The sequence below is a fragment of the Nocardia sp. NPDC051750 genome (assembly GCF_044453135.1).
Lineage (GTDB): Bacteria > Actinomycetota > Actinomycetes > Mycobacteriales > Mycobacteriaceae > Nocardia.
The window spans coordinates 198,031-223,464 of the sequence record NZ_JBITCK010000006.1; the positions used below are offsets into that span (position 1 = coordinate 198,031).

The 25,434-nt window shown below is 68.1% G+C and carries 24 protein-coding genes; 16 read left to right on the forward strand and 8 right to left on the reverse strand.

What is annotated here, in order from left to right:
- Positions 1 to 171: 171 nt before the first annotated feature.
- From ACIA75_RS25745 to ACIA75_RS25760, 4 genes are all read left to right on the forward strand, one after another.
- Entirely contained in the window at positions 172 to 1,140 is a 969-nt protein-coding gene (locus tag ACIA75_RS25745) for an aldo/keto reductase (protein WP_397108291.1), read from the forward strand.
- Positions 1,141 to 1,190: 50 nt separating this feature from the next.
- A complete protein-coding gene (locus ACIA75_RS25750; protein ID WP_397108293.1) occupies positions 1,191 to 2,228 on the forward strand; it encodes a hemin ABC transporter substrate-binding protein in 1,038 nt (345 codons plus the stop codon).
- A 127-nt stretch (positions 2,229 to 2,355) separates the two neighbouring features.
- On the forward strand, positions 2,356 to 3,435 hold the full coding sequence (locus ACIA75_RS25755; protein WP_397108295.1) for a FecCD family ABC transporter permease: 1,080 nt from the start codon (positions 2,356 to 2,358) through the stop codon (positions 3,433 to 3,435).
- 71 nt (positions 3,436 to 3,506) lie between these two features.
- On the forward strand, positions 3,507 to 4,451 hold the full coding sequence (locus ACIA75_RS25760) for a heme ABC transporter ATP-binding protein (protein WP_397108297.1): 945 nt from the start codon (positions 3,507 to 3,509) through the stop codon (positions 4,449 to 4,451).
- Between the two features lie 10 nt (positions 4,452 to 4,461).
- On the opposite strand, the gene ACIA75_RS25765 is transcribed toward ACIA75_RS25760, so the two are convergent.
- The 3 genes from ACIA75_RS25765 to ACIA75_RS25775 are packed head-to-tail and all read right to left on the reverse strand — an operon-like array spanning position 4,462 to position 7,632.
- The gene (locus ACIA75_RS25765; protein ID WP_397108299.1) at positions 4,462 to 6,705 is read right to left on the reverse strand and encodes an MMPL family transporter; all 2,244 of its coding nucleotides are present in this window, start codon (positions 6,703 to 6,705) and stop codon (positions 4,462 to 4,464) included.
- Positions 6,706 to 6,721: 16 nt separating this feature from the next.
- On the reverse strand, positions 6,722 to 7,279 hold the full coding sequence (locus tag ACIA75_RS25770) for a hypothetical protein (RefSeq protein ID WP_397109088.1): 558 nt from the start codon (positions 7,277 to 7,279) through the stop codon (positions 6,722 to 6,724).
- Between the two features lie 5 nt (positions 7,280 to 7,284).
- Positions 7,285 to 7,632, reverse strand: a complete 348-nt coding sequence (locus tag ACIA75_RS25775) for a hypothetical protein (RefSeq protein ID WP_397108301.1) — start codon at positions 7,630 to 7,632, stop codon at positions 7,285 to 7,287.
- Positions 7,633 to 7,826: 194 nt separating this feature from the next.
- Between ACIA75_RS25775 and ACIA75_RS25780 the strand changes: the two genes are divergently transcribed.
- From ACIA75_RS25780 to ACIA75_RS25790, 3 genes are read left to right on the forward strand one after another with little or no spacing between them, the layout of a single operon-like run.
- Positions 7,827 to 8,819 carry a YncE family protein gene (locus ACIA75_RS25780; RefSeq protein ID WP_397108303.1) on the forward strand — a complete coding sequence of 331 codons (993 nt, stop codon included), beginning with the start codon at positions 7,827 to 7,829 and terminating at the stop codon, positions 8,817 to 8,819.
- Positions 8,819 to 9,085 carry a DUF5703 family protein gene (locus ACIA75_RS25785; RefSeq protein ID WP_397108305.1) on the forward strand — a complete coding sequence of 89 codons (267 nt, stop codon included), beginning with the start codon at positions 8,819 to 8,821 and terminating at the stop codon, positions 9,083 to 9,085. Before ACIA75_RS25780 ends, ACIA75_RS25785 begins: the two co-directional genes overlap by 1 nt.
- A gap of 5 nt (positions 9,086 to 9,090) precedes the next feature.
- On the forward strand, positions 9,091 to 10,167 hold the full coding sequence (locus tag ACIA75_RS25790) for a quinone-dependent dihydroorotate dehydrogenase (RefSeq protein WP_397109090.1): 1,077 nt from the start codon (positions 9,091 to 9,093) through the stop codon (positions 10,165 to 10,167).
- 15 nt (positions 10,168 to 10,182) lie between these two features.
- Here ACIA75_RS25790 and ACIA75_RS25795 read toward each other — a convergent pair whose 3' ends face one another.
- Positions 10,183 to 10,563 carry a hypothetical protein gene (locus tag ACIA75_RS25795; RefSeq protein WP_397108307.1) on the reverse strand — a complete coding sequence of 127 codons (381 nt, stop codon included), beginning with the start codon at positions 10,561 to 10,563 and terminating at the stop codon, positions 10,183 to 10,185.
- A 370-nt stretch (positions 10,564 to 10,933) separates the two neighbouring features.
- Between ACIA75_RS25795 and ACIA75_RS25800 the strand changes: the two genes are divergently transcribed.
- The 3 genes from ACIA75_RS25800 (at position 10,934) to ACIA75_RS25810 (ending at position 15,313) form a co-directional block, all read left to right on the forward strand.
- Positions 10,934 to 12,460: a carbohydrate kinase family protein gene (locus ACIA75_RS25800; RefSeq protein ID WP_397108309.1), complete on the forward strand. Its 1,527-nt coding sequence runs from the start codon at positions 10,934 to 10,936 to the stop codon at positions 12,458 to 12,460.
- Between the two features lie 206 nt (positions 12,461 to 12,666).
- The gene (locus ACIA75_RS25805) at positions 12,667 to 13,341 is read left to right on the forward strand and encodes a GTP cyclohydrolase II (protein WP_397108311.1); all 675 of its coding nucleotides are present in this window, start codon (positions 12,667 to 12,669) and stop codon (positions 13,339 to 13,341) included.
- Between the two features lie 142 nt (positions 13,342 to 13,483).
- Positions 13,484 to 15,313, forward strand: coding sequence for an AMP-dependent synthetase/ligase (locus ACIA75_RS25810; protein WP_397108313.1), 1,830 nt, complete (start codon positions 13,484 to 13,486; stop codon positions 15,311 to 15,313).
- A gap of 83 nt (positions 15,314 to 15,396) precedes the next feature.
- Here ACIA75_RS25810 and ACIA75_RS25815 read toward each other — a convergent pair whose 3' ends face one another.
- From ACIA75_RS25815 to ACIA75_RS25825, 3 genes are all read right to left on the reverse strand, one after another.
- Complete coding sequence (locus tag ACIA75_RS25815) at positions 15,397 to 15,924, reverse strand: YbhB/YbcL family Raf kinase inhibitor-like protein (protein WP_397108315.1); 528 nt, start codon at positions 15,922 to 15,924, stop codon at positions 15,397 to 15,399.
- Positions 15,925 to 15,945: 21 nt separating this feature from the next.
- Positions 15,946 to 17,304, reverse strand: a complete 1,359-nt coding sequence (locus ACIA75_RS25820; protein ID WP_397108317.1) for a M20/M25/M40 family metallo-hydrolase — start codon at positions 17,302 to 17,304, stop codon at positions 15,946 to 15,948.
- A gap of 317 nt (positions 17,305 to 17,621) precedes the next feature.
- A complete protein-coding gene (locus tag ACIA75_RS25825; RefSeq protein WP_397108319.1) occupies positions 17,622 to 18,515 on the reverse strand; it encodes a helix-turn-helix domain-containing protein in 894 nt (297 codons plus the stop codon).
- 739 nt (positions 18,516 to 19,254) lie between these two features.
- On the opposite strand from ACIA75_RS25825, the gene ACIA75_RS25830 reads away from it, so the two are divergent.
- The 3 genes from ACIA75_RS25830 to ACIA75_RS25840 all read left to right on the forward strand — a co-directional run bounded on the left by ACIA75_RS25830 (position 19,255) and on the right by ACIA75_RS25840 (position 21,554).
- Positions 19,255 to 19,710, forward strand: a complete 456-nt coding sequence (locus tag ACIA75_RS25830; RefSeq protein WP_397108321.1) for a hypothetical protein — start codon at positions 19,255 to 19,257, stop codon at positions 19,708 to 19,710.
- Between the two features lie 67 nt (positions 19,711 to 19,777).
- Positions 19,778 to 20,656, forward strand: a complete 879-nt coding sequence (locus tag ACIA75_RS25835; RefSeq protein ID WP_397108323.1) for an SAM-dependent methyltransferase — start codon at positions 19,778 to 19,780, stop codon at positions 20,654 to 20,656.
- A gap of 55 nt (positions 20,657 to 20,711) precedes the next feature.
- Positions 20,712 to 21,554, forward strand: a complete 843-nt coding sequence (locus tag ACIA75_RS25840; protein ID WP_397108325.1) for an SAM-dependent methyltransferase — start codon at positions 20,712 to 20,714, stop codon at positions 21,552 to 21,554.
- A gap of 163 nt (positions 21,555 to 21,717) precedes the next feature.
- Here ACIA75_RS25840 and ACIA75_RS25845 read toward each other — a convergent pair whose 3' ends face one another.
- On the reverse strand, positions 21,718 to 22,044 hold the full coding sequence (locus ACIA75_RS25845) for an Lsr2 family protein (protein ID WP_397108327.1): 327 nt from the start codon (positions 22,042 to 22,044) through the stop codon (positions 21,718 to 21,720).
- A 234-nt stretch (positions 22,045 to 22,278) separates the two neighbouring features.
- Between ACIA75_RS25845 and ACIA75_RS25850 the strand changes: the two genes are divergently transcribed.
- The 3 genes from ACIA75_RS25850 to ACIA75_RS25860 all read left to right on the forward strand — a co-directional run bounded on the left by ACIA75_RS25850 (position 22,279) and on the right by ACIA75_RS25860 (position 25,414).
- The gene (locus ACIA75_RS25850; RefSeq protein ID WP_397108329.1) at positions 22,279 to 23,211 is read left to right on the forward strand and encodes an alpha/beta fold hydrolase; all 933 of its coding nucleotides are present in this window, start codon (positions 22,279 to 22,281) and stop codon (positions 23,209 to 23,211) included.
- Positions 23,212 to 23,360: 149 nt separating this feature from the next.
- The gene (locus tag ACIA75_RS25855) at positions 23,361 to 23,843 is read left to right on the forward strand and encodes a MarR family winged helix-turn-helix transcriptional regulator (protein WP_397108331.1); all 483 of its coding nucleotides are present in this window, start codon (positions 23,361 to 23,363) and stop codon (positions 23,841 to 23,843) included.
- Positions 23,840 to 25,414 carry a DHA2 family efflux MFS transporter permease subunit gene (locus tag ACIA75_RS25860; RefSeq protein ID WP_397108333.1) on the forward strand — a complete coding sequence of 525 codons (1,575 nt, stop codon included), beginning with the start codon at positions 23,840 to 23,842 and terminating at the stop codon, positions 25,412 to 25,414. Before ACIA75_RS25855 ends, ACIA75_RS25860 begins: the two co-directional genes overlap by 4 nt.
- The last annotated feature ends 20 nt before the right edge of the window (positions 25,415 to 25,434 follow it).

The window sequence follows — 25,434 nt, forward strand, 5'->3', positions numbered from 1 at the left end:
ACGCCGCGCCTACGGTTCGCCGCGAACGGTCACCGAGTGGTCACGCTCTAGGCTGGGCGCCGTGAGGAAATGTCGAAGTCTATCGGGCATGAGCGAGGGCCCTGTGTGGCCATCTACCGCCTCCCGGCCCGACGCGCTCATACCATCCGTACCGGACACGGAGACCCGGTGATGGAACAGCGCACCGTCGGCCGCAGCGGGCTGCGGGTCTCCCGGATCGGCCTGGCCACCCACACCTGGGGCAGCCACACCGACGCCGATACCGCCGCAGCGCAACTGATCGCGTTCGCCGAAGCCGGTGGCACCCTCGTCGACACCTCCCCCGCCTACGGCGGCGGAGCCGCCCAGCGCATACTGGCTGACCTGCTCGGCGATCTGGTGTCCCGCGACGAACTCGTCCTGTGCGCCGGGGCCGGACAGGTACCGCACCTACCGGCCGTCCCCGCCGGCAGCGAGCCCCCGGCGCAGGCGCGGATCACCGTCGACTGCTCGCGCCGCACGCTGCTGCGCCAACTCGACCGCACCCTGCTGGAACTGGGCACCGACCACCTCGACCTGTGGCAGGTCACCGCGTGGGATCCGCGCACACCACTCGACGAGATCGCCGGCACCCTCCAGTACGCGATACGGTCCGGTCGCGTCCGCTACGCCGGGGTGCGCGGCTTCACCGCATGGCAGCTGGCGAGCCTGGCTGCCGTCGCCCCGATCACCTCGGTCCAGGCACCGTATTCGCTGCTCACCCGCAGCGCGGAAGACGATACCGTGCCCGCCGCCACCCACCACGGTGCCGGGATCGTCGCCACCGCGCCGCTGGCCGCCGGCATTCTCACCGGCAAATACCGCGACGGTGTGCCCGCCGATTCCCGCGCCGCCGACGAATCCACCGCCGCCGAAATCCGCGGGCGCCTCGACGACGACCGCGCCACCGCCGTCGTCGACGCCCTCGTCACCGCCGCCGACGGTCTGGCTACCTCGCCGCTGGCGGTGGCGCTGGCCTGGGTGCGCGACCGGCCCGGAGTCGCCAGCATGTTCGTCGGAGCCCGCGATATGGGTCAGCTGACCGGGGTGTTGGCCGCCGAAACACTCGAACTTCCGCGGGCGATCGCCGCCGCCCTCGACGATGTGAGCTCCACCCTGTAGTCGGGGGCGCGCGCGATGCCCGCACACCGGTACGGATTAGCCTTGCCTTCATGAGCTATCCCCGGGCCCGAATCGGACGGGCGCGTGCACTGCTGGCCGGCCTCGCGGCCGGCCTCCTCGTTCTCACCGCCGCCTGTGACAGTCCCGAACCCGCCGGCGCAGCCGGACAGCAGGGCCCGGCCACCGCAGTTCTGGACAATCTGGACCCGGCACCGCTCACTCCGCCACCGACCCCCGCATTACCCGCCACTGTCCGGTCCTTCGACGGTGCCGACGTCACCGTCACCGACGCGAGCCGGATCGTGGCCGCCGACCGCTACGGCACCCTCGCGCAGACCGTGTACGCGCTCGGACTGGGCGAGAACCTGGTCGGCCGCAGTACCGCCGCATCGTTCCCGGCGGTGGCGCACCTGCCGAACGTCACCGGCGGTAACGGCGCATTGAACGTCGAATCCATCCTTGCGCTACGGCCCAGCGTGTTCCTCACCGACACCACCAGCGCCGCACCGGCGGTGCGCGAACAACTCCGGGCCACCGGGATCACCGTCGTCTACTTCGATCCGCAACGCTCCATGGACGGTGTCGTGCCGATGATCGAGGCCGTCGCGGGCGCGCTCGGCGTACCGGAACGCGGACAGCAACTGGCGCAGCGCACCCAGGACGAGATCGCGGCCGCCTCCGCCGCGGTCCCCGCCCAGGAACCGCCGCTGCGCATCGCGTTCCTCTACCTGCGATCCAGTGCCATCACCATGCTCGCCGGACCCGGTTCGGGCGCGGACGCGCTCATCGCCGCTCTCGGCGCCCGCGACGCCGGACAGGAAGCCGGGGTCACCGAACCGTTCACCGCCATCACCAGCGAAGCGATGATCGCGGCCGCCCCCGACGTCCTGCTGGTCATGACCGACGGAATGAAATCGGTCGGCGGGGTCGACGGCATCCTCCAAATCCCCGGTATCGCCCAGACCCCGGCCGGCCGCAACAAACGAATCGTCGATATGTCCGATTCCGTAGTGCTGTCGTTCGGCCCCAACACCGGTCGCGTCATCACTGCACTGTCCGACGCCATCTACGGCCATACCGGCGCATGAGCAAGTCAGGCCCGGAGGCGGTAGCGAAGCGTCACCACGCAGGGCCCTCGTCCATGCGCCATCGACACAGCATGAGCGAGTCAGGCCCGATCGGCACCGGCACGACCGAGCCGGGCATGGGGGCGGTATGACCGCAGACCTGGACGAGAAACCCACCGCCCAGCACCTCGGTCACCCCCGCCGGGCCGTCCTCACGTTCACCGTCGCCGCGCTGGCTCTGCTGGCGCTCGCGATCGCCTCCGCCGCGATCGGGCAGGTCCCCACCAGCCCCGCCGAGGTGGCCGGCAGTATCGCCCACCGGATCGGCCTGGATTGGGGACCACTGCCCGCTCATCCGGCCGGCGAGGTCACCCTGTGGGAGGTCCGGTTCCCGCGTGTCCTGCTCGCAATCCTGGTCGGCGCCGCCCTGGCCACGGCCGGGGCACTGCTGCAGGGCGTATTCGCCAACCCGCTCGCCGAACCCGGTGTGATCGGGGTGTCTTCCGGGGCCGCGGTCGGCGCGGGAACGGTCATCGTGTTCGGGGGCGCGTTCGTGGCCGCCTGGTCGGTGGCCGCCGCCGCCTTCGCGGCGGGTCTGATCACCACCGTCCTGGTATACGTACTGTCCCGGTCCAACGGTCGTACCGAGGTCGTGACCCTGGTCCTCACCGGTGTCGCGATCAACGCGTTTGCCGGCGGCCTCATCGCTTTCCTGCTGTTCATCGCCTCCCCCGCCGCCCGCGATCAGATCGTGTTCTGGCAGCTCGGCAGTCTCAACGGCGCCACCTGGGACGCGGTCGCCGTCGTCGCACCCCTCGCGGCCGCCGGGATCACCGCCGCGATCTTCGTCGCGCCCCGGCTGGACCTGCTGGCCCTCGGCGAATCCGCCGCCCGCCACCTCGGGGTGGATGTGGAGCGACTCCGGCGCTTCGTGATCGTGATCGTCGCCGTCCTCACCACTGCCGGTGTCGCGTTCTCCGGGATCATCCTGTTCGTCGGACTCATCGTCCCGCATGTGGTCCGCATGATCGTCGGCCCCGGGCATCGCGCGCTGATCCCGATCAGCGCCGTCACCGGCGCCGTCGTCCTGCTCGCCGCCGATGTCGCCGCCCGTTCCCTGGTCGACAACGCCGACCTGCCGCTGGGCATGCTCACCTCCCTCATCGGCGGCCCCTTCTTCTTCTGGCTGCTGCGCCGCACGCGCGCCCGCTCGGGAGGCTGGGCATGAGCGAGTCAGGCCCGGAGGCGGCAGCGCAGCGTCACGACGCAGGGCCCTCGTCCGTGCCCCATCGGCGCGGCATGAGCGAACCGGACACGGACGCCCCCGCGGAACATGACCACGCAGGGTCCGCACACCTGCCCGATCAGCACCGGAGTACGGCACTGAAGCGCGGGCTCACCGGTCTGCTGCAGCGCGCCCACAACCTGCCCGGCCCGGCGGAACCGGGCACCGTCACGCTGCGCGCCCGCGGGGTGACCCTCGACCGGCACGGCGGCGGAGGCGGCACCCGCCGTGTCCTCGATTCCATCGATTTCGAAGTCATAGCCGGTGAAGTGGTGGCCCTGGCCGGACCCAACGGCGCCGGTAAATCGACCCTGCTCGCCGTCCTGGCCGGCGAACTCGAACCCGGGCACGGCAGCGTCGACCTCGACGGCCGGCCACTCGCCCACTGGACTCCCATCGATATGGCGCGCCGCCGCGCCGTCCTGCCGCAATCCCACACCGTCGGGTTTCCGTTCACCGCCGCCGAGGTCATCGCGATGGGCCGCGCCCCCTGGCAGCGCACCCCGCGCGCCGACCGGGACCGGGAGGTCATCGCGGCCGCCATGGCCGCGACCGACTGCGCCCATCTGGCCGGGCGGTCGTTCCCCAGCCTCTCCGGCGGCGAACGGGCCCGGGTCGCCCTGGCGCGGGTACTGGCCCAGGACACCGCAACCTTGCTGCTGGACGAGCCGACCGCCGCACTCGACCTCGGACACCAGGAAGCGGTCCTGACCCTGGCCGCCGACCGGGCCGCCGCGGGCGCCGCCGTGGTCGTGGTGCTGCACGATCTGGCGTCCGCCGCCGCCTACGCCGACCGGGTCGCCGTACTCGACGCCGGACGTCTCGCCGCGGTCGGCGCACCCCGCGAAGTCCTCACCGGTGAACTGCTCAGCCGCGTCTACCGCTACCCGGTCGAGGTGCTCGACCATCCGGACACCGGCGCGCAACTGGTCCTGCCCGCCCGCCCCGCGCGCACCTGACGGTCCGGCCTCACGCGCGTGGACCGGTACCGGGCGCCACCGGTTCCGGATCGGGCCGGGCCACGGCCTCGGCGCCGGATCGTTTCGGCCGCCAGATCAGTTTGAGCACCGCGGGGGTGAGCAGCATCCGGATCACCGTGGCGTCCAGGACCAGCGCCGCGATCATCCCGTAGGCGATGTATTTCATCATCACCAGTTCCGAGAAACCGAATGCGCCCGTGACCACGATCAGGATCGCCGCCGCCGAGGTGATCACGCCACCGGTGTGCGCGATGCCGTACCGGATCGACTCCGGCGGGTCCGCGCCGCCCGCCCGCGCCTCCGACACCCGCGACAGCAGGAACACCTCGTAGTCGGTGGACAACCCGAACACCACCGTCACGATCAGCACCAGTACCGCGAACATCAACGGGCCCGGCGTGAAATCGAACAGTTCCGCGCCGTGACCCTCCACGAAGATCCAGGTCAGGATGCCGAGGGTCGCGCCCAGGCTCAGCGCCGACATCGCGACCGCCTTCACCGCCAGGATCAGCGACCGGAACGCCGCGTACATCAGCGCCAGCGCCGCCAGCACCAGCAGCAACGCCAGCAGCGGCAGGCCCTCCAGCAAACCGTGAATGCTGTCGCGTTCCAGCGCGGGCACCCCCGCGACCATCACCCGGACACCGTCCGGTTCGTCGATACCGCGCAGCACCGCGATCGCGGTATCCGCGGCCCGCTCGTCGACCAGGCCCGCCTCCAGCACGTTGATGCCGTCGCGGGTGGGCGCCGCCGGCTCGAACGGACCCGTCAGGCCGGGTGTCACATTCGCCTGCAGCCGGATATCGCTCAACTGCGCGGGATCCGCACCCGTGACCACCAGCCGCAACGGTTCGGTGCGGAACCCGGGGAACAGGGCATCGAACTGCTCCTGGGCCACCCGTGCCGGGTTGTCCTGGGCCAGATATTTCTCGCTCAGCCCACCGAACTCGATATGCCGGAACGGGATCATGAGCACCAGCAGGCCCAGCACCACCGGCACGATCACCGCCCACGGCCGCGCCATCGCCCACACCGCCAGCCGGGAGAAGACCCCCCGATCGATCTCGGCCTCGGTGCTGGCCCGGGCGAAGCGGCGCCACTGCCACAGGTCGATCCGGGGGCCCACGATCGCCAGCATCGCCGGTAGCGCGGTCACCGACAGCACGGCGGCCAGCAACACCGAACTGATCCCGCCGTACGGCACCGAACGCAGCACCCCGTTCGGATAGATGAACAACGCCCCCAGGCTCACCGCGATGATCGCCGCCGAGAACACCACGGTCCGCCCGGCGGTAGCCACTGTCCGCGCGACCGCATCCTCCACGCTGCTGTGTCCATTGCGCCTGAGCGAGGGCCCTGCGTGGTCACGCTGCGCTACCGCCTCCGGGCCTGACTCGCTCAGGCGACCGGCAGCCAGCTCCTCACGGAACCGGGTCACCGTGAACAACCCGTAGTCGATCGCCAAACCCAGGCTCACCAGGGTCACCACCGCGCTGGCGAATACGTTCACCTCGATGAGACCCGTCAGCATCCGCATGATTCCCTGCGTGCCCAGGATCGTCATACCGCCGACCAGCACCGGCAGCAATGCCGCCACCACCCCGCCGAACACGAAATACAGCAGCAGCGCCACCAGCGGCAGCGCGATCATCTCCGCCCGCCGGATATCGTCCTGCATCCCGGTGTTGATGCCCTCCACCACCGGCTGCAATCCGGCCAGCTGCACCGTCGTCCCGGCCGGGCCCGCACCGGGTGTGCCCGCGTCCAGGTCCCCGGCGATCGCCATGTAGTTGTCGACCGTCACCGAACCCTCGCCGCGTAACCCGATACTCGCGAAGGCATGCGTCCGGGAATCGTCGGCGAACTGCCCCGACAGTGCGCTGTCCCAATAACTGTCGATCCGCAGCACCCGGTCCGGATGGTCCCGCAGCAAGCCGTCCAGCTGCGCGGTCACCGCCGCCCGCACCCCGGGATCGTCCACGGTCGTCCCCGCCGGCGCCGTGTACAGGGCGACCACATCGCTGTCGGTATCGCGGCCGAACGTAGCGTCGGCCAGCTTGGACGCCGCCACCGACTCGCTCGACTCGTCGAACCAGCCGTCCTGGGTCAGCCGATCCGCGAGATCCTGTCCGAACAGCCCGGACAATCCGACCACGAACAGCGAAACCACGAGCACCGCGACCCGGTGCCGGTACACGAAACGACCCCACCGATGGGTCCCCGCAGTGAACATCTGTGCGGCCCGCGCCCTATCCGCAGGCCGGGGTGCGGTAGTCGGCCGACCGCAGGATCCCGCACAGATCCGTCCGCGACAGCTTCCACTGACCGTCCAGGTAGATGAAGTGCACCACCGTCGTCCGGACCGCGGTCCCCGAACCGTCCTTGTCCAGCCGCAACGTCGCGGTCACCGTACCGTCGTGGTTGTCGAACACCGGATCGGTCACCCCGTAGACCGCCCGCGGATTGTCCTGCAACGCCTTGTACATATCCGGGATCGCGTCCTGGAACGCTTCCCCGTCCTCGATGAGCGCCGTGCGCTCCGCATCGGGCAGTGCCGGGTCCAGTGCCTGCTTGATCTGCGCGTCCAGCTCCGCCGCGGTCGGCAGCGACCGCGCCGCCAGCTCCCGCGATGTCGCCGCCGCCGACGACGACAACGCCGCCTTCGCCGACGACCGGGCCGCCGACACCGCATCCTCGTCCACACCGGTCCCGCAGCCGGTGATCAGCAGCACCACCGCCGCCACCGCGACCGCCGCGCCGACACGCATCCGCCGGAAAACAGGTGTGCACCGCATCACGTCCTGCATACCACTCACTGCCTACCTTCGATAACCGACCCGATACGCGCCAGCAACGCCCGCACCGTCGGAACATTACGGCCCCCGGGCGGGGGCGCGGCGGTCGGCAGCAGATCCCGCACCAACGCCACCACACTGCGGGCGTCGTCGAGATCGATATCGGTGACCTGGGTTTCGGCCACAGCCACCACGTCCTCCGGCCCCGGCACCACCGAATCCGGGTCGGATCGGTAGATCTCCAATTGCAGGGTCGCCCGGACCGTGCGGAACGCGAACGACCGCCCGTCACCGGTACGGCCGAATCCGTGCGCGAACGGACCCGTGGTCACCTCGTCGGCGGAAAAACCCGGCACCTCGTGCATCGTCAACTCCTGACCTCCGCACCATCCGACCCGTACGGTAACCCGCCCCGCGGGCCTCCCGCCGCAGACACCCCCACACCCCGCTGCCACGCAGGTATACCCGGTCGTGGTCAGATAATCGAATGCAGTATCGGCCGTTTCCGGACCCAGCGAGACGAATCCGACGTCGGCAACCACGCGGTACCGTCGCCGTCGTGCTGCTGGCCGCCGCCCTGCTGGCGGGCTGCTCCGGCGATTCGGAAACCGGTGCCGGAGACGCACCGACCCGCGAACCGGCGACCCCCGCGGCCTCGCCACCGGCGAACACCGCCCCGGCCGGTGAGGTCCACCCGGTCCCCACGCCGCTCACCGCCCTCGTCAGCGACCCCGGCAGCGGAAACCTGGCCGGCCTCGACTCCGCCGGCACCACCCTCACCCTGCTCGATCCCGCCACCCGGCCGCCCACCAGCCACCAGGTGCGACTGCCCGCACCTGCCGTCTCGGTCGCCGCCGGGATCCCGGGCGAATTCCTCGCCGCCGGTGACGGGATGATCCTGCGCGTCGACGCCGGCACTCGCGCCGTCGACGAAATCCCGGTCGACGGCGACCTGCGCAGCGTCCGGTCCCGCCCGGACAGCACCCTGATCGCCGGAACCGCCGACGGCCGTGTCCTCGTCCTCGGCCGAGACGGCGTCGTCCAGCGCACCGTCACCGGGCTCGCCTCCGCAGACGCCCTCGCGCTCACCGGCGACACCCTGGCGGTACTGGACCGCCGCCAGACCCTGCTCACCGAGATAGCCTCCGGCGAGGAAAGCCTGGGGCTGGCACTACGCGCCGGAACCGGCGCCGCGAACCTCGTCGAAGCATCCTTCGACCGGGTCGTCGTCACCGACCCCGACAGCGGTCAGCTCCTGGTGTACACGACCGATCCACTCGTCCTCCGGCAGCGCTACCCGGTAGGATCGTCGCCTTACGCACTTGCCTATGACCGGCGTTCCGACACCGTCTGGGTGACGTGCACGCAGAGCAACGAGATCGTCGGCTACGACCTGTCGACGGGTATACCGCGTGAGGTGGGCCGCTACCCCACCGTCCGGCAGCCGAACGCGGTCACCGTCGACGCGGACACCGGCGATCTCTACATCGGCTCCGCCACCGAACCAGGTCTCCAGCGGATCTCCGCGGACCAGCGCGAGAGAGGGCAGTGATGGCATCCACTCACCGTGGCGCGGCTTCGCGGGCAAAACTTCCGGCCGGCTGGGAAACCACCGGGGACGACTACGAGTACATCCCGCTGCGGCTGCCGCCCGATGTCACCCGGGTCACCGCGTCCATGCGGCTGGCGATCCAGGCCGAATTCGGCGGCTGGGAACTGTCCCGGGTCCGCGCCTACACCGACGGTAGCCGCCGCGTCCTGCTGCGCCGCCGCAAAACCGCGCTGAACAGCCCGGCAGGGCATACCACGGAGCTATGAACGTGCTGTACCGATTACTGCTACGCCTGATGTTCCTGGTGCCGCCGGAACGGATCCACCGCCTCGTCTTCGGTGTCATCCGCGCGGCGACCGCCTTCGCCCCCACCCGGGCGTTGCTGCACCGGTTCTTCGCCACCCCCGACCCGATCCTGCGGACCAGCGTCTTCGGCGTCGACTTCGCCGCGCCGCTCGGCATGGCGGCCGGCTTCGACAAAGACGCCACCGGCGTGAACGCCTGGGGTGCCCTGGGTTTCGGGTTCGCCGAGATCGGTACCGTCACCGCGCAGGCCCAGCCGGGTAATCCGCAACCCCGCCTGTTCCGGCTGCCCGCCGACCGCGCCCTGATCAACCGGATGGGCTTCAACAATCACGGCGCCGCCGCGGCGGCCGCCCGCCTGCACGGCCGGGTTCCCACGGTGCCGATCGGGGCGAATATCGGCAAAACCAAGGTCGTGGCGGCCGATCAGGCCGCCGCCGACTATGCGACCAGCGCGCGCCTGCTCGGCCCGCACGCCGATTTCGTGGTCGTCAACGTCAGTTCCCCCAATACCCCCGGGCTGCGGGATCTGCAGGCCGTGCAGTCGCTGCGGCCTGTCCTCACCGCCGTCCTCGACAGTGTGCGGGTGCCGGTGCTGGTGAAAATCGCGCCGGACCTGTCCGACGAGGACGTCGATGCAGTCGCCGACCTGGCCGTGGAACTCGGCCTGGCCGGAATCGTCGCCACCAACACCACCATCGGACGCGACGGCCTGCGCAGCGACGCCGGGGAAGTATCCGCCCTCGGTGCGGGCGGATTGTCCGGGCCGCCGGTGGCCGACCGATCACTGGAGATACTGCGGCGGCTGTACGCCCGGGTCGGTGAGCGGCTCGTCCTGATCTCGGTCGGCGGTATCGAAACCCCCGACCAAGCCTGGGAACGTATTCTCGCCGGCGCCTCCCTGCTCCAGGGATACACCGGGTTCATCTACGGCGGGCCGCTGTGGACGCGGCGCATACACCGGGAGATCGCCGCGCGATTGCGCGCCGGCGGCTACGGCAGCCTGGCCGACGCCGTGGGCGCCGGCCACGCCGCACACCGCTGAATCACGGCCGCCGGATCATGCGGCCGAGCCGCTCCGGATGGCTCCGGGGTCGTCCCGGTACGGGGCGGGCTCGGTACCCGGGTGGTCCAGCAGGATCTGTGCCTCCATCAATCGCGCCTCGACGCGGTTGGCGAGCAGATAGACCACCTGCTCCCACACCAGTCCCACCAGTTCCACCTGCTGCTGGGCGCGGGTCAGCGCCGCGGTGTCGTGCACCAGTCGCGGATCGGACAGAATCTCGTCGAGTTCCATTGCCGCATAGGCCTGTTCGAACGACAGCGACCGTTGCGGCAACCAGCTCAACAGCCACGACGATCCGTGACGGGTCTGCACACGTTCGGCGAATTCGGGGGAGATACCACTGGTCATCAACCAGTCGGTGATATGGATAGCCACAGCTGCCTCCTCAGGGGGCTCGGCACCGAGACCGAGCCGGGCCAACCGGCCGGCGCGGCATCACTGCCGTCGGGTAAGGGCGGACCGGCGCGCTCGGCGCGCCGTCGCGGAGGACGCCTCCGGATCCGTCCCGGCACAGGCGACGCGTCGACGTGCTGGATAACGGTGTCCGCGGAACCGGGCTGTCGTCATTGTCATCACCAGGCCCTCCCGTTCCTCTGATTCGAGGGAAAACGCTGATTCAAGTGTGTCATTTGACAGTTCCGCGAGTCAATCCAATGTCAAACGCCGTCCTGCACTATGGTTATTGCCGATACTGACCGGGTCGAAACCCCTCGGCGACGGCGAAACACCAAGAAAGGTGTGCGGTATGGCCCCCACCGACGACACCGCCATCGTCGCCATCCGCAATATCCTGACCCGGCTCTGCAAACGCTCCGGACTCAGCCCCGACCGCCTCAGCACCACCGAAATCGATATCACCCCCCTCCTGGACCTCCCGGTCATCCGGCGGTACGCCGCGGCGCACAGCACCACCCCCAGCGCCGCCGTCCTCCCGGTCGTTCGCGAACTCGCGCGCCGGCTTCCACCGACCTACCGCGTGATCACCGACGCCGAACTCTCCCTCGGCCTGCTCCGCGGAACCGAAACCACCGGTATCGACCCCGACGACCTCTACTCCCAGGACCTGGGCGACCGCCGCGAATACCTCTCCGCACACTGGCGCCGGCTCCACGAAATCGCCGATGCCGACTCCATCCCCCCAGCCCCCACCGTGCGCTCCCTGCGCGCCACCCCCGAACGTCGCGCCTTCACCGCCCTGGCCGCACTTCTGGTCACCGGCAACGTCTACACCGACTCCCGATTCGCCCGCGCCACCACGCAGCACCGGACCGGCGGCAGGATCGACGGCAAGGTCGGCACTCTCACCGTCGTAGGCGACGCCGTGATCGACCACGTCTACCAGGTCGACGAAATCCCCGACGCCCGCGGCTTCGCCCGCGGCCGATTCACCGACAACCCCGGCGGCAAAGGACTCGACCGCGCCGTCGCCGCCGCACGCCTCGGTATCGACGTCCGGCTGATCAGCGCGGTCGGCGACGACGAAGCCGGTCACCGCATCCTCGACTACCTCCGCGCCGAGAAGGTCGACACCTCACTCGTCACGGTCGTTCCCGACGTCAGCACCCCCTTGACGGCGCTCATCGTCACCAGAACCGGCGTCGCGGGCACCATCATCTGCCAAGACGACCGCATCCGGTTGACCGCCGCCGAGCTCACCGGCCCGGAGGTCCGCGCCGCACTCACCGAAACCGACGCCGTGCTGGCCACCCTCGAACCACCACTGCCCGCAATCGAATACGTCCTGGCGACCCTGCACACCCTCACGCAACGGCCGACCCTCCTGCTCACCGCGGGCGAAGTCGAGCAACCCCAGATCCTCTACCGCTACCTCTCCACCGTCGACTACCTCATCGGATCCACCCAGGAACTCGACGGCATGGTTCCCGATATCCCCGCCCAATCCGGCGCCCATATCGCCCAGCAACTCCAGATGCTGGGCACCCGCGCCGTCTGCGTCGTCGAAGATTTCGGCTGCACCGTCCGATCCGACCGGCTCGCTCTCGATATCCCCCGCTTTCAAGCGGCGGCCCTCACCGACGTCCCCGGCTCGCGTGGCGCGTTCTCCGCCGCGCTCGTCTACCGGCTGCTCTCCCGCCCACCGGCCGCAGCCGACGACAGTGGTCCCGCCCGCCGGGTGGCGGACGAACAGGACTACACGTGGGCGACCGCAGCCATGGTGGCGACTCAGTCGTTCGCCGGCGACGTCCCGGGGGCCATGCCGACCGCCGGCGAAGTGGACCGGATAATCCGGCTCACCGCCGAAAGGCACTGACCGGTGCCCGGAGCGGCCCGGACACCGGTTCGCGGACCTCACCGACGCGCGGTACACAAAGTGCGTGTCGACGCAGGCAGGCGTAATGTCGACTACCGGCCCGCCATCGCACGGGAACGATGTCCCCGATCGGCGGGCCGAGCTCTGCGGTAGCTCGGCCCCACCCTCATTGCGGTACCGAACACACCACCGAAGGAGCATCGACCTTGACCGCAGCCGCGGAGACCTCCGCCGTCGACACCGGGCACCGATTCACCCGCAACGGCCACGAATCCCAGGTTCGGGTATTCGCCGTCGACGACAATCCGGACCTCGGCCATGTTCTGGTCTTCGGAGACCCGGTCGACGGGTGCCTCGTGCGCATCCACTCCCGGTGCCTCTACGGCGAGGCGCTGGACTCCCAGGACTGCGACTGCGGCCCGGAACTCCGCAAATCCCTCGATCTCATCCAGCAAGCCGGCTCCGGCGTCCTGGTCTACCTCGAACAGGAAGGGCGCGGCGCCGGACTCATCGCCAAGGCGCTCGGCTACCGGGAAGCCGAACGCACCGGCTCCGACACCTTCACCGCCTACCGCAATCTCGGCATCCCGGTGGATTCCCGTGGATACCAGCACGCGGCGAAGAGCCTGCAGGATCTCCGGCTCTCCCGGGTGCGGCTCCTGACCAACAACCCCGACAAGGTCGCCGCTCTCGTTCGCGCCGGGATCGAAGTGAAAGCCGAGCCGCTCTACACACCGCCGCTCAGCGCCCGCGCGGCCGCCTACCTGGAAGCCAAGCGCCGCCGGCGGGGGCACTGGATCCCCACGAGCGAACCCGAGCCGGCGCCGGCGTTCACCGCCGAATGGACCGTGGACCCGCAGATCGCCGCCAGTATCCACTGACCCAGACAGAACCTTCCCACCGTTTCCGTTCTCCGGATACCATGAGTGATCCGCGTCACTAACGTGGCGCCGGTCGTCGGCAGATGACCGGCGCCCGTCACCACCGGTGAGTCCGCGGACCCCCACACCCCGGGAACGGACCATGACAACAGATATCTCCTACACCCACCGCACCGGCACCACCGTCCGCACGGTGCCCGCGGCCTTCCAGCAGACCCTCACCCTCCGGCCCGACGCCGTTGCCCTGCGCACCGTCGGCGGCACCCAGGAGATCACCTGGCGCGAATACGGCGAACGGGTCCGCGGCCTCGCCGCCGGCCTGTCCGCGCTGGGCCTGTCCCGCGGCGACACCGTCGGCATCATGCTCACCAACCGGCCGGAATTCAACTTGCTCGACACCGCCGCACTGCACCTCGGCGCCACCCCGTTCTCTGTCTACAACACCTGCTCCCCCGAACAGATCGCGCACGTCTTCACCAACGCAGGCACCACGATCGTCATCACCGAACAGCAGTTCCTCGACACCATCCGGGCCGCCGGGGTGGCCCTCGAACACCTGATCGTCATCGACGGCACCGCCGAAGGCACCACCACCCTCGCCGAGCTGGAAAGCAACCCGGACCCCGCATTCGACTTCGACGCCGCCTGGCAGGCCGTCGAACCCGGCGACCTCGCCACCCTCATCTACACCTCCGGCACCACCGGGCCCTCCAAAGGCGTGGAACTGACACACAGCAACGTGCTCGCCCAGATCGTCGCCCTCTGCAACGGCCCCCTCGACGTCGGTATGGACGACCGCGCACTGTCCTACCTGCCCGCCGCGCACGTCGCCGACCGGATCTCCGGACACGCCATCAACCTCGTCACCGGCATCCAGATCACCACCGTCCCCGACCCCCGGGAAATCGCCGCCGCCCTGCCTGATGCCCGGCCCACCGTCTTCTTCGGCGTCCCACGGGTCTGGCAGAAGATCAAAGGCGGTGTCGAAGCCCGGCTCGCCGCCGAAACCGGCGCGAAAAAAGCCATCGCCACCTGGGCCGTCGCCACCGGGATCGCCGCCGCGAAAGCCGATCTCGCCGGCACCGGACGCGGACCGCTCCTCACCATCCAGCACCGCCTCGCCGAAAAGCTGCTACTCGGCAAACTGCGCGCCGCACTCGGCCTGGACGCACTGCGCGTGGCCTCCTCCGGCGCGGCCCCCATCCCCCCGGAAACCCTCGAATTCTTCCTCGGACTCGGCTTCTGCGTCTCCGAGGTGTGGGGGATGTCGGAAACCAGCGGGGTCGCCACCTATACCGAACTCGACAAACCCCGCCCCGGATCCGTCGGCCGCCCCGTCGACGGACTCGAACTGCGACTAGCCGACGACGGCGAGGTCCTCGTCCGCGGCCCGATCATCACCCACGGCTACCGGGGCATGCCGGAGAAAACCGCCGAAGCCCTCGACGCGGACAACTGGCTGCACACCGGCGATGTCGGCACTCTCGACGCCGACGGCTACCTGCGGATCATCGATCGCAAGAAAGAGATCATCATCAACGAAGGCGGGAAGAACATCGCCCCGAGCAATATCGAAAACGCCGTCAAAGCAGCCTCGTCCCTGGCCGGACAGGTCGTCGCGCTCGGCGACGCCAAACCGTACATCACCGCCCTGATCATGCTGGACCCCGATATGGCCGCCGTCCGCGCGAAGGATATCGGCGCCACCGACGCCGATATCGCCACCCTCGCCCGCCACCCCCGCATCGTGGCGGACATCCGCGCCGCGGTCCAGGCCGGTAATGCGAAACTGTCCCGGGTCGAACAGATCAAGCGATTCACCATCGTCGACACCGTGTGGGAACCCGGCGGCGACGAACTCACCCCGAAGATGTCGCTCAAGCGCACCCCGATCGCCGAGAAATACGCCGCGCAGATCACCGCGCTGTACGCCGAACAGGTGACCGAAACCGTGATCGACGTACGCGGCTGAACCGGGCGCGGGCACAGTTCGCCACACACCGGAAAGCACTGTGGCCCCGGTATCATGCCGGGGCCACAGTCATCTCACGACAGTTACTTCTGCTCGTAGGTGCCCACCAGGGTCGCCCGTGCCACGGTGTGGGAGAACAGGTTGAACCCGAGGAACGCGGGACTCGCCTCCGGAGGAACCCCCAGCGACTCCACATCCACCGCGTGCACGACGATGAAATACCGGTGCGGGCCGTGTCCCGCGGGCGGCGCGGCACCCACATAACCCGCGAACCCGCCGTCGTTGCGCAACGTCACCGCCCCGGTGGGCAGCGAACCGCCCTCACTACCCGCGCCCGCGGGCAGTTCCGTTACCGAGGCCGGGATATCCGCGACCGCCCAGTGCCAGAACCCGGACGCCGTCGGCGCGTCCGGATCGTAGACCGTCACCGCGAAACTCTTGGTCTCCGCCGGAAAACCCGACCAGCTCAGCTGCGGGGACACATCCTTACCGCCCGCACCGAAAACACCACTGACCTGATCGTTGCCCAACGTCGCACCGTCGGACACATCCGCGGACATCACGGTGAACGACGGCACCGAAGGTAGCGCGTCATAAGGGTTGTCGGCCATGTTCTCCTCTTTCGAATCGGATCAGCTGTGCAACAGGAAGTGTTCCAGGACATCGGTGCCGAATTCGAGCGCGTCCACCGGGACCCGCTCGTCGACCCCGTGGAACAGGGCAGCGAAATCCAGCTCCGGCGGCAACCGGAGCGGCGCGAACCCGAAGCACCGGATACCCAGATGTGCGAAGGCCTTCGCATCGGTACCGCCCGAGAGCATGTACGGCACCGTACGCCCCTGCGGATCGTGCGCCAAGATCGCGTCGTTCATCGCGTCCACCAGATGGCCGTCGAAAGTCGTTTCGTACGAATCGAGTTTGGTGATCCACTCGCGCTCCACATCCGGCCCGATCAGCTCGTCCACTTCACGTTCGAACTCGGCTTGCCGGCCGGGTACCACCCGGCAGTCCACCACCGCCTCCGCGGTCTGCGGAATCACATTCGCCTTGTACCCGGCGTTGAGCATGGTGGGGTTCGCGGTATCCCGCAGGGTGGCGCCGATGATCCGGGAAATGGACCCGAGCTTCGCCAGCGTCCCCTCGATATCTTTACTGCCCGGGTCGAATGCCAGCCCGGTCTCCTCGGACACCGCCGCGAGGAACTCGGCCACCGAATCGGACAGCACCAGCGGAAAGGTGTGGGTCCCCAGCCGGGCCACCGCGGCCGCCAGGATGGTCACCGCGTTGTCCTCATGCAGGAACGAACCGTGCCCCGCACGCGCTTTCGCCCGCAACCGCATCCAGCCGAGCCCCTTCTCGGCGGTCTCCACCAGATACAGCCGCCGCTCCCCACCGTCCGGACGCGGCACCGTCAACGAGAATCCGCCGACCTCCCCCACTGCCTCGGTGACCCCGTCGAACAGATCCGGCCGATTCTCCACCAGCCACTGCGACCCCCACTTGCCGCCGTTCTCCTCGTCGGCAAGGAACGCGAACACCAGGTCCCGCGGCGGCACCGTACCCTCGATCTTGAACTGGCGGGCCACCGCCAGCATCATCCCCACCATATCCTTCATATCGATGGCGCCCCGGCCCCAGACGTATCCGTCCTGCACCGCACCGGAAAAGGGATGCACGCTCCAGTCGGCGGCCTCGGCCGGCACCACATCGAGATGCCCGTGCATCAGCAGGGCCCCCCGGCTGGAATCGGCCCCGGGCAGCCGCGCGAAAATATTTCCCCGTCCCGGCGCCCCGGACTCCACGTACTCCGTCGTGTAGCCGGCGTCCTCCAACTGTTGCGCGACCCACTCGGCACATTCCCGTTCCCCCTTGGTGGTGGCCGGGTCGCCGGTATTCGAGGTGTCGAAGCGGATCAGCGCGCTGACCAGCTCCACCACCTCCGACACGGCACGGGAACGAACGGAGCCAGAGTTATCACCTGTAGCGGCCACGCACCCTTCCTACCATCATGAGTGTCTTTGATTCCTTTTGGTGTTGTAGGCGTGCGGTGCGTCGTCGAAGCACCGCCACGTGGAGTTGGTATACATGTTTAGATGCGCATATCTACGTAGGACCATTTAAGGAAGGAGAATGAAGCTTTGCCCGGTAGGAATCGCCTCGATACGGTGTCACACAGCGTCGAGGAAACTCCACGCACAGACCTGTGGCCCCCGAATACAGTAGACATCACTGTGGCCCAGTGTTTTCCGCCCCTCCCCTACCCCGGCGGATGTCAGGCCCTGCGGCCGGACATCATGAGCCGCCCCGATCACTCGTCGGGCAGCTCGCTCAGCACGGTGCGCAGATAGTCGCGACTCTCGCCGGGCGTGGGAGCGATAACGCTGAGTTTGTTCATCACCGTCATGTACACCTCGACGTCCTGTTGCTTCTCGAGGTAGTGCGAGGTGGTGAGTTGCTCCATGTAGACCATGTCCGGCAGCTCGGGTTCCGGGAAGCGCAGAATGCTGAACGAACCACCGGCCGCGGGATGTCCGCCCACCGCGTACGGCAGGACCTGGATCTTCACATTCGGCCGCTCGGACACGGTGATGAGATGTTCGATCTGCCCGCGCAGGACCGGGTAGCCACCGACCGGGCGACGTAGCGCGTTCTCGTCCACTACCGCCCAGAGGGTCGGTGCCGCGACGCGGCTGAGAATGTCCTGGCGGCGCATCCGCATGCCCACCCGGCGTTCCGTGTCGTCGTCGTTGCCGAGCTTGATCACCGAACGCGCATAGGCCTCGGTCTGCAGCAGGCCCGGAACGAACTGCGCCTCATAGGTACGGATCGTGGTCGCGGCCTGTTCCAGGCCGATATAGACCTCGAACCAGTTGGGAAGCACATCGTTGAACGGATGCCACCATCCCGGATCGTTCGCCTTCTTCATCAGATCCAGGTAGACGGCGAGCTTCTCCGGATCGTCGACACCGTAGAGCTTCAGCAGGTCCAGGAGATCACGCTCACGGAATCTGGTGCGACCCAGCTCCAGCCGGCTGATCTTGGCGTGCGATCCGCGAATATGTTCGCCGGCATCCTCCCTGCTGATCCCGCACGCCTCACGCAGCCGGCGCAGGCGGCTACCGAGCGAAATACGCAATACGGTAGGCCCGCGGTCGGCTTCCGCCTGTTCCGGGATATCGGAATCGTCCTGCTCGTTTGTCATGATCGCCTCTGGCCAGTTCGTGCTGTGCTGCATCGTACGGCGCCCCCACCGACGACCCGCACCGGTCGGCACGCGATCCTACTCTGTGGAAAGCACATGTTTTCGATAACGCGCCCATACCGAGCGTAAGCCGGCATCTTCACGGCAACTCACCACCGCGAGCCCACCGTTCGAATTCTACAGCGCCACTTACACGTAGCATCTTGGGAGTTTGCACGCGCTATCGGGATTCCTTGCGTAAACTCCCCCACGACACGACGGTCCGGCCTCACAACCACGAAGACCTGGGGAGATGACACCGATGAGGGCACCGGAATCAGGAGCGGGTACCTCTGGTTCGGTACCCAGCATACTGGCTGCGCGCCCGAATCGCGAGAACCGGCCGGCCGGTTCGTACGCGTGTCACCCGGACTGCCCCATCGAGCGGTCCGCGAGCCCGGGAACGCCTGCGGAGCGTGAGCTGTCATCACGCACTCATCCCGCCGGAGACCCACCCCGTAGTGTCCGATCGATCCCGGGCGCTTGCGTAAAGGATTGGGCGACAACCCCTTCGCGGCGTTTCCGGACCTCGGGCTTGCCGCGCGCGATACCGGCGCGGACCGCTGGGCCGGCACGTTCCGGATCCTGTTCGAGCGCGGGTCGCGCGAGAGCGACCTGAACCCACCCGTTCCGGTGCGCAAACCATCGGCGTTCCGGAACCGAATCACCACCCGCACAACGAGTACAACTGGAGGGCCGAATGTCCGACGATGTCACCGCCACCGAAATCCGCAAAAAGCTCACCGAGGTCCTGAGCCATTCCAGCATCGATCTGGCGACCTCCAAGGACGGCGTCAACTGGGCCACCAGCGCCTTCTTCGCCAACCTCGACGAGGACCTCTTCCGGCTCACGTTCATTCTGGAGAACAGCGGGCGGACACTGGATCAGCTCCGGGCGAACCCCAACGTGGGTGTGAAGGTGGTGCCCGGTGGTCTCGCGGATCCGTTCGCGCAGGGGCTGGGCACGGTGACCCTGCTCGCGGACAACGACCGGGACGAGACCTTCCAGGCGCTGCGGCGCAAAGAACCACAGATCGAGCCGTTCTTCGCGACTCCGGTCACCGCCATCGTCGTCGATATCGACTGGTGGCGGGTCACCCATCTGGGCGGCGGCTGGCTGCCGGGCAAGGTTCTCGAACGCGGCGACGGAGCCTGAGCGCAGGCACCCGGTCGCGCGGTTCTACCATCGCCCTGTTCGATCGATAACGTAGAGAGAGGTTTTCATGGCCGAACCGGCTCCTCGGGCAGCGGGTCGCGAACCGGTCGGAGTGGACACCACCCGGCCGAGTATCGCGCGTGTGTACGACTACAGCCTCGGCGGCAAGGACAACTACGACGTCGACCGCACCGCCTTCGAACAGATCCTGCGTGTCGCGCCGCGACAGGGCGATGTATCCCGGATGAACCGGCGCTGGCTGCACCGGGTCGTGCGCTATCTGGCCGGTCCGGCCGGTGTCGATCAGTTCCTCGATATCGGCGCGGGCCTGCCGACCGTCGGCAACACCCATCAGATTGCGCAACAGGAGAATCCGGACGCCAGGGTTGTCTATGTCGACAACGACCCGGTGTGCAACGCGCACGGCCGGGTGTTGCTCGAACAGAACGAGAACACCCACTTCGTCTCCGGTGACGTACTCGAACAGGGCACGCTGCTGGAGAACAAGGAGGTTCTGCAGCACCTCGACCCGGACCGGCCGATCGCGATGATCCTGTGCGGGCTGCTGCACCACCTCGACGACGAACTCGACCCGCCCGGTGTGATGCGCGAGTACATCTCCCGCCTGCCGGTGGGGTCGTATGTGGCCATCACCAATTTCTTCGACCCGGGCGACGAGAATCCCGAACTGCACGCGCTGGCGAAGCAGCTGGAACGTGCCTTCACCGAAATGGGTCTCGGCTCCGGCTGGTACCGCACCCGTAAGGAACAGCTCGAGTATTTCGACGGGCTGGAGCTCCTCCCGCCGGGATTCACCGAACTCGAGGACTGGTGGCCCGCGGGGCCTCCCGCACGGGAACGGCTACCGGAAGAGCGGGTCGTGATCGGCGGTGTCGGCGTCAAACGTCCCGCCCCACCGCTGCGCAGCATCCCTGGCGGCGGATAGCCGATAGTCCGCTCACAATCCATTCGTCAGCAGCACCGCGCAGAGAGAGGTCGACATGACCGAACAGGGATCCCGGACCGGCGTTCGTAAACCTGTCGGGGTCGACACCACCCGAGCCAGCATCGCCCGCGTCTACGACTACAGCCTCGGCGGCAAGGACAACTACGACGTCGACCGGGCCGCCTACGAGCAGATCCTGGAAGTCGCACCGCGGCAGGGCGATGTGTCGATCATGAATCGCCGCTGGTTACATCGCGTGATCCGGTATCTGGCCGGTCCCGCCGGAATCGACCAGTTCCTCGATGTCGGTGCCGGCCTGCCCACGGTGGCCAATACGCACGAGGTCGCCCAGCAGCAGAACCCCGAGTCACGCGTCATCTATGTCGACAACGACCCGGTGTGCAACGCGCACGGCCGGGTGTTGCTCGAACAGAACGAGAACACCCACTTCGTTCCCGCCGATCTCCTCGACCCCGGCACACTGCTCGGCAAGGCCGATATCACCCGGTATCTGAATATGGACCGGCCCATCGGGCTCGTCCTGTGCGGGCTCCTCCACCATATCGACGAGGAGTTCGACCCCGTGGGTCTGATGCGCGAGTACGTCGAATTGCTGCCGCACGGGTCATATCTGGCGATCAGCCATTTCCACGATCCGGGGCCGGAGCATCCGGAACTGCATGCACTGGCCAAGGAACTCGAACGACGCTTCACCGAAAAAGGCCTGGGCTCAGGGTGGTACCGCACCTCCGAACAGATCCTCGAATACTTCGGCGGGCTCGAACTCGTTGCGCCGGGCCTGGTTCAGCTCGACGACTGGTGGCCCGCCGGCCCGCCACTGCGCGAGCGGTACCCCGAGGAGTGGGTCATGGTCGGCGGAATCGCCTACAAGCCCTAGGCCGGCGGAAGCCGATAACCCGCATCGGGCACCCCGCTGGGCCGAATTGCCCTGGCCCAGCGGGGTGTACCGCAGCTGGGGGCCACGTACGGCCCCGTTTCCCATAGAGTTCCCGCCGCTGCGGGGCCGAGATACCCGCAGAGCGGCGGCCCCGGCTGTACCCCTAGCCGTTGACCCGCTGGAATTCGGCGAGCACCCCCGCTGGGATACGGCCACGCGCCGAAACCTCGTGTCCGTTACGCTGTGCCCATTCCCGGATCACCCTCGCCGAGGGCGACCGGCCCGGCCGTTCCCGTTTGGTACGCCCCGCTCGCCCGGCCCGGCGGGCGAAGGGGGTCCATTTGCCGAAGACTGCGCGCAACTCCCCCGCGTTGGCTTCGGTCAGGTCGATCTCGTACGTCACGCCCTCTACAGCGAACACCACAGTCTCGGCCGCGGGTGATTCGCCGTCGAGGTCATCGATCAAACTGATGACGACCTTGCGCGCCATGGGCTTGCTCCTCCGATCCCCAAATACATTGCCACATATGACATCAACAACCCCGCGGCTGTGCGACATCGAACCTGTCGGCGGTGCGGAATTCCGAGCCCGCCCGCAGCACCGGCACAGCTACCTCTCCCGGGGGGTGTGAGCATACCGCCCTCGGTGACCGCGCTCACGCCGGGGCGGGGTCCACAGACGAGGGGCTACCGTCTCTGATAGTCGCGAAGGAGGAACCGCCGGATGAGCAGACAGCACACGGAGGAGCCCGAGATCCTCGAGTTCGGGTTGCCGCACCTGACGGTCACAGCCCTGGCCTGGGGTTCGCCGGAGGGCCGGCTCGCACTCTGCCTGCACGGTTTTCCGGACAGTGCGTGGACCTGGCGGCACCTCGGTCCGGCGCTCGCCGACCGGGGTTTCCGGGTGATCGCACCGTTCACTCGCGGGTATGCCCCGACTGCCGTACCCGCGGACGGTGACTACCACCTGGGCGCTCTCGCCTACGATGCCGGTGCGCTCCATCATGCGCTCGGCGCCCCGGACGATGCGGTGCTCATCGGCCACGATTGGGGCGCACTGACGGCCAATACGATTGCCGCCCACCCGGACTGCCCGTTCCGGCGGGTGGTGTCGCTGGCCGTCCCGCCGGTGCCGGCGATGCGACCGCGGCCCGCGACGGCCGCGCGTTCGGTGGGTGCGTATCTGCGGCAGCTCCGATACAGCTGGTACATCACGTTCAATCAGCTGCCCGGGGTCGCCGAACGCGCACTCGACCGTCTGGTCCCCCGGCTCTGGCACGACTGGTCCCCGGGATACCCGGCCGAGACCGATATCGCGTACGCCCTCGCCGCAATGCCGATGGGTGCGCATCGGACCGCCGCCCTGTCCTACTACCGCGCGTTCGTCCGGGTGGCGGGGAAGGTACCCGCGCCCTATGCCGAACCCCATCGATATTGGGATCAGGCCCCGCGAGTGCCGATGCTGTACCTGCACGGTTCGGCGGATACGACTCTTCATCCGATACTCACCGCGCGCGTGCCCGAGGTCATCGCGCCCGCCGGCGGTCGCGCCGAAACGCTGGCCGACGCCGGGCACTTCCTGCATCTGGAACAACCCGGCAGGGTCGCCGGCCTGATCGGCGACTTCCTGGCCGGCGATTCCGCCGGTCGCGACTGAACGGACTTCTTCGAACTCGCGAATGGACACCCGCTCGGATGTTCCGGCTCGCAGCGGTCGTGATGCACAGTTCCGACCTCCTATGGTTCCCATCACATACGCGATAATCCCGCTTCCGCGACTATCCCGGAATCGCATACCATCGCGCGGTGGCAAGTGAGGCGGAGACGAGCACACTGATCGAGCACTTCGTGCTCGCGGTCTGCGATCCAGGACGGTGGGAGGGGGTCGACCGGCTCGCCGAACTGGATCTGACCCTGGCCCAGGCCCGGGTGCTGTTCAGCGTCGTCCGGCACAGTGAGCCGCAGCCGATCCACACCATCGCAGGGGAACTCGGACTGTCGATGACCGCGGCCGGTCGCAATGTCGATCGGCTGGTACGCCTGGGTCTGCTCACCCGGGAGGAGAGCCCCACCGACCGGCGGGTCAAACTCGTCGGCCCCACCGAACACGGGCATCACCTCGCCTGGGATCAGATCGCAATACACCGCGCGACGATCGACCAGGTCGTCCACCGCCTGCCCGACGCATTGCGCGCGGACCTCCGTGAGGTCCTCACCGCCGTGCTCGAGTCCGGGGCCGTACACAACGTCGTGGCGTGCCCTCCAGCATCGTCAGGAGACAATTCGTGAACGCAAGCCCAGCCCCCGCGCCCGCCGCGGGGGCTCCGGAGAGAATCGACGCATCGGTCCTGAAACTGGCCGGTGTCGTGGTTCTCGGATCGATCATGTCCATTCTGGACATCACGGTCGTGAACGTCGCCATGCCGACGTTCCAGACCGAATTCGATGTCGCCAACTACTCCACGGTCGCGTGGACGGTCACCGCGTACACCCTCGCGCTGGCCACCGTGATCCCGCTGACCGGCTGGGCCGCCGACCGATTCGGCACCAAACGCCTCTACATGATGGCGCTGCTGCTGTTCACCGCCGGATCGGTGCTGTGCGCGCTGTCCTGGAACATCGGCGCGCTCATCGGCTTCCGGGTGATCCAGGGGCTCGGCGGCGGTATGCTCATGCCGCTCGGTATGACCATCCTGACCAAAGCCGCGGGACCGGAACGGATGGGCCGGCTCATGGCCATCCTGGGTGTTCCGATGCTGCTGGGCCCGATTCTCGGCCCGATCCTGGGCGGCTGGCTCATCGAGGACGCGTCCTGGCACTGGATCTTCCTGATCAACCTGCCGCTGGGCGCGATCGCCATCGCCTACGCCTGGTGGGCCCTGCCCAGGGACGAGGCACAGCCCACCGAACGGTTCGATTTCGTCGGCATGCTGATGCTCTCGCCGGGTCTGGCGCTGTTCCTGTACGGCATTTCCTCCATCCCGGAGGAGGGCACGATCAACACCCCGAAGGTGTGGGCCACCATGCTGGTGGGTGGCGCCTTGGTCGCCGCGTTCGTCGTCTACTCGTTCAAGCCGAAGAATCCGCTGCTGGATCTGCGGCTGTTCAAGAACCGCGACCTCACTGTCGCCACCATCACCATGTTCCTGTTCTCGGCCTCGTTCTTCGGTGGGCTGTTGCTGATCCCGACCTATTTCCAGCAGGTGCGAGGCGAAAGCGCGCTGATGGCGGGCCTGCTGGTGGCACCGCAGGGTATCGGGTCGCTGCTCACCATGCCGATCGCCGGCATGCTGGTGGACAAGGTCCCGGTGGGCCGGGTCGTACCGGTCGGTTTGGCGATTCTCGCCGCGACCATGTTCGGCCTGACCCAGATCGAGGCGGACAGTTCCTACTTCTATGTGCTCGGCGTGCTGTTCGTCATGGGCCTCGGCATGGGTCTGACCATGATGCCGCTGATGACCGCCGCGCTGCGCACGCTGAAGGAGGCGCAGGTGGCGCGCGGATCCACGCTGCTGAACATCATTCAGCAGATCGCCAGTTCGGTGGGTGTCGCGGTGATCTCGGTGGTGCTGACCAACCGGATGCAGGACTCGCAGGCGGTGTCGGCCGGCCAGGCGATGATGGAAGCAGAACGAACCGGCGGCCAGCCCGACCCCTCGGTGCTGCAGTACATCGCGAGCCTGGGCGACAAGTTCGAGGCCGTGATGCTGGGCGAGATGTCGGACGCCTACGCGAGCAGCTTCTGGGTGGCCTTCGTGCTGTGCCTGGTCACGGTCGGCTTCTCGCTGCTGTTGCCCCGCAAGGCGAGCGCTGTCGCGAAGACCGACTCGGATACACCCGCGCCGGTGCTCATGCACTGATCTCGCGTGAACGCGTCACA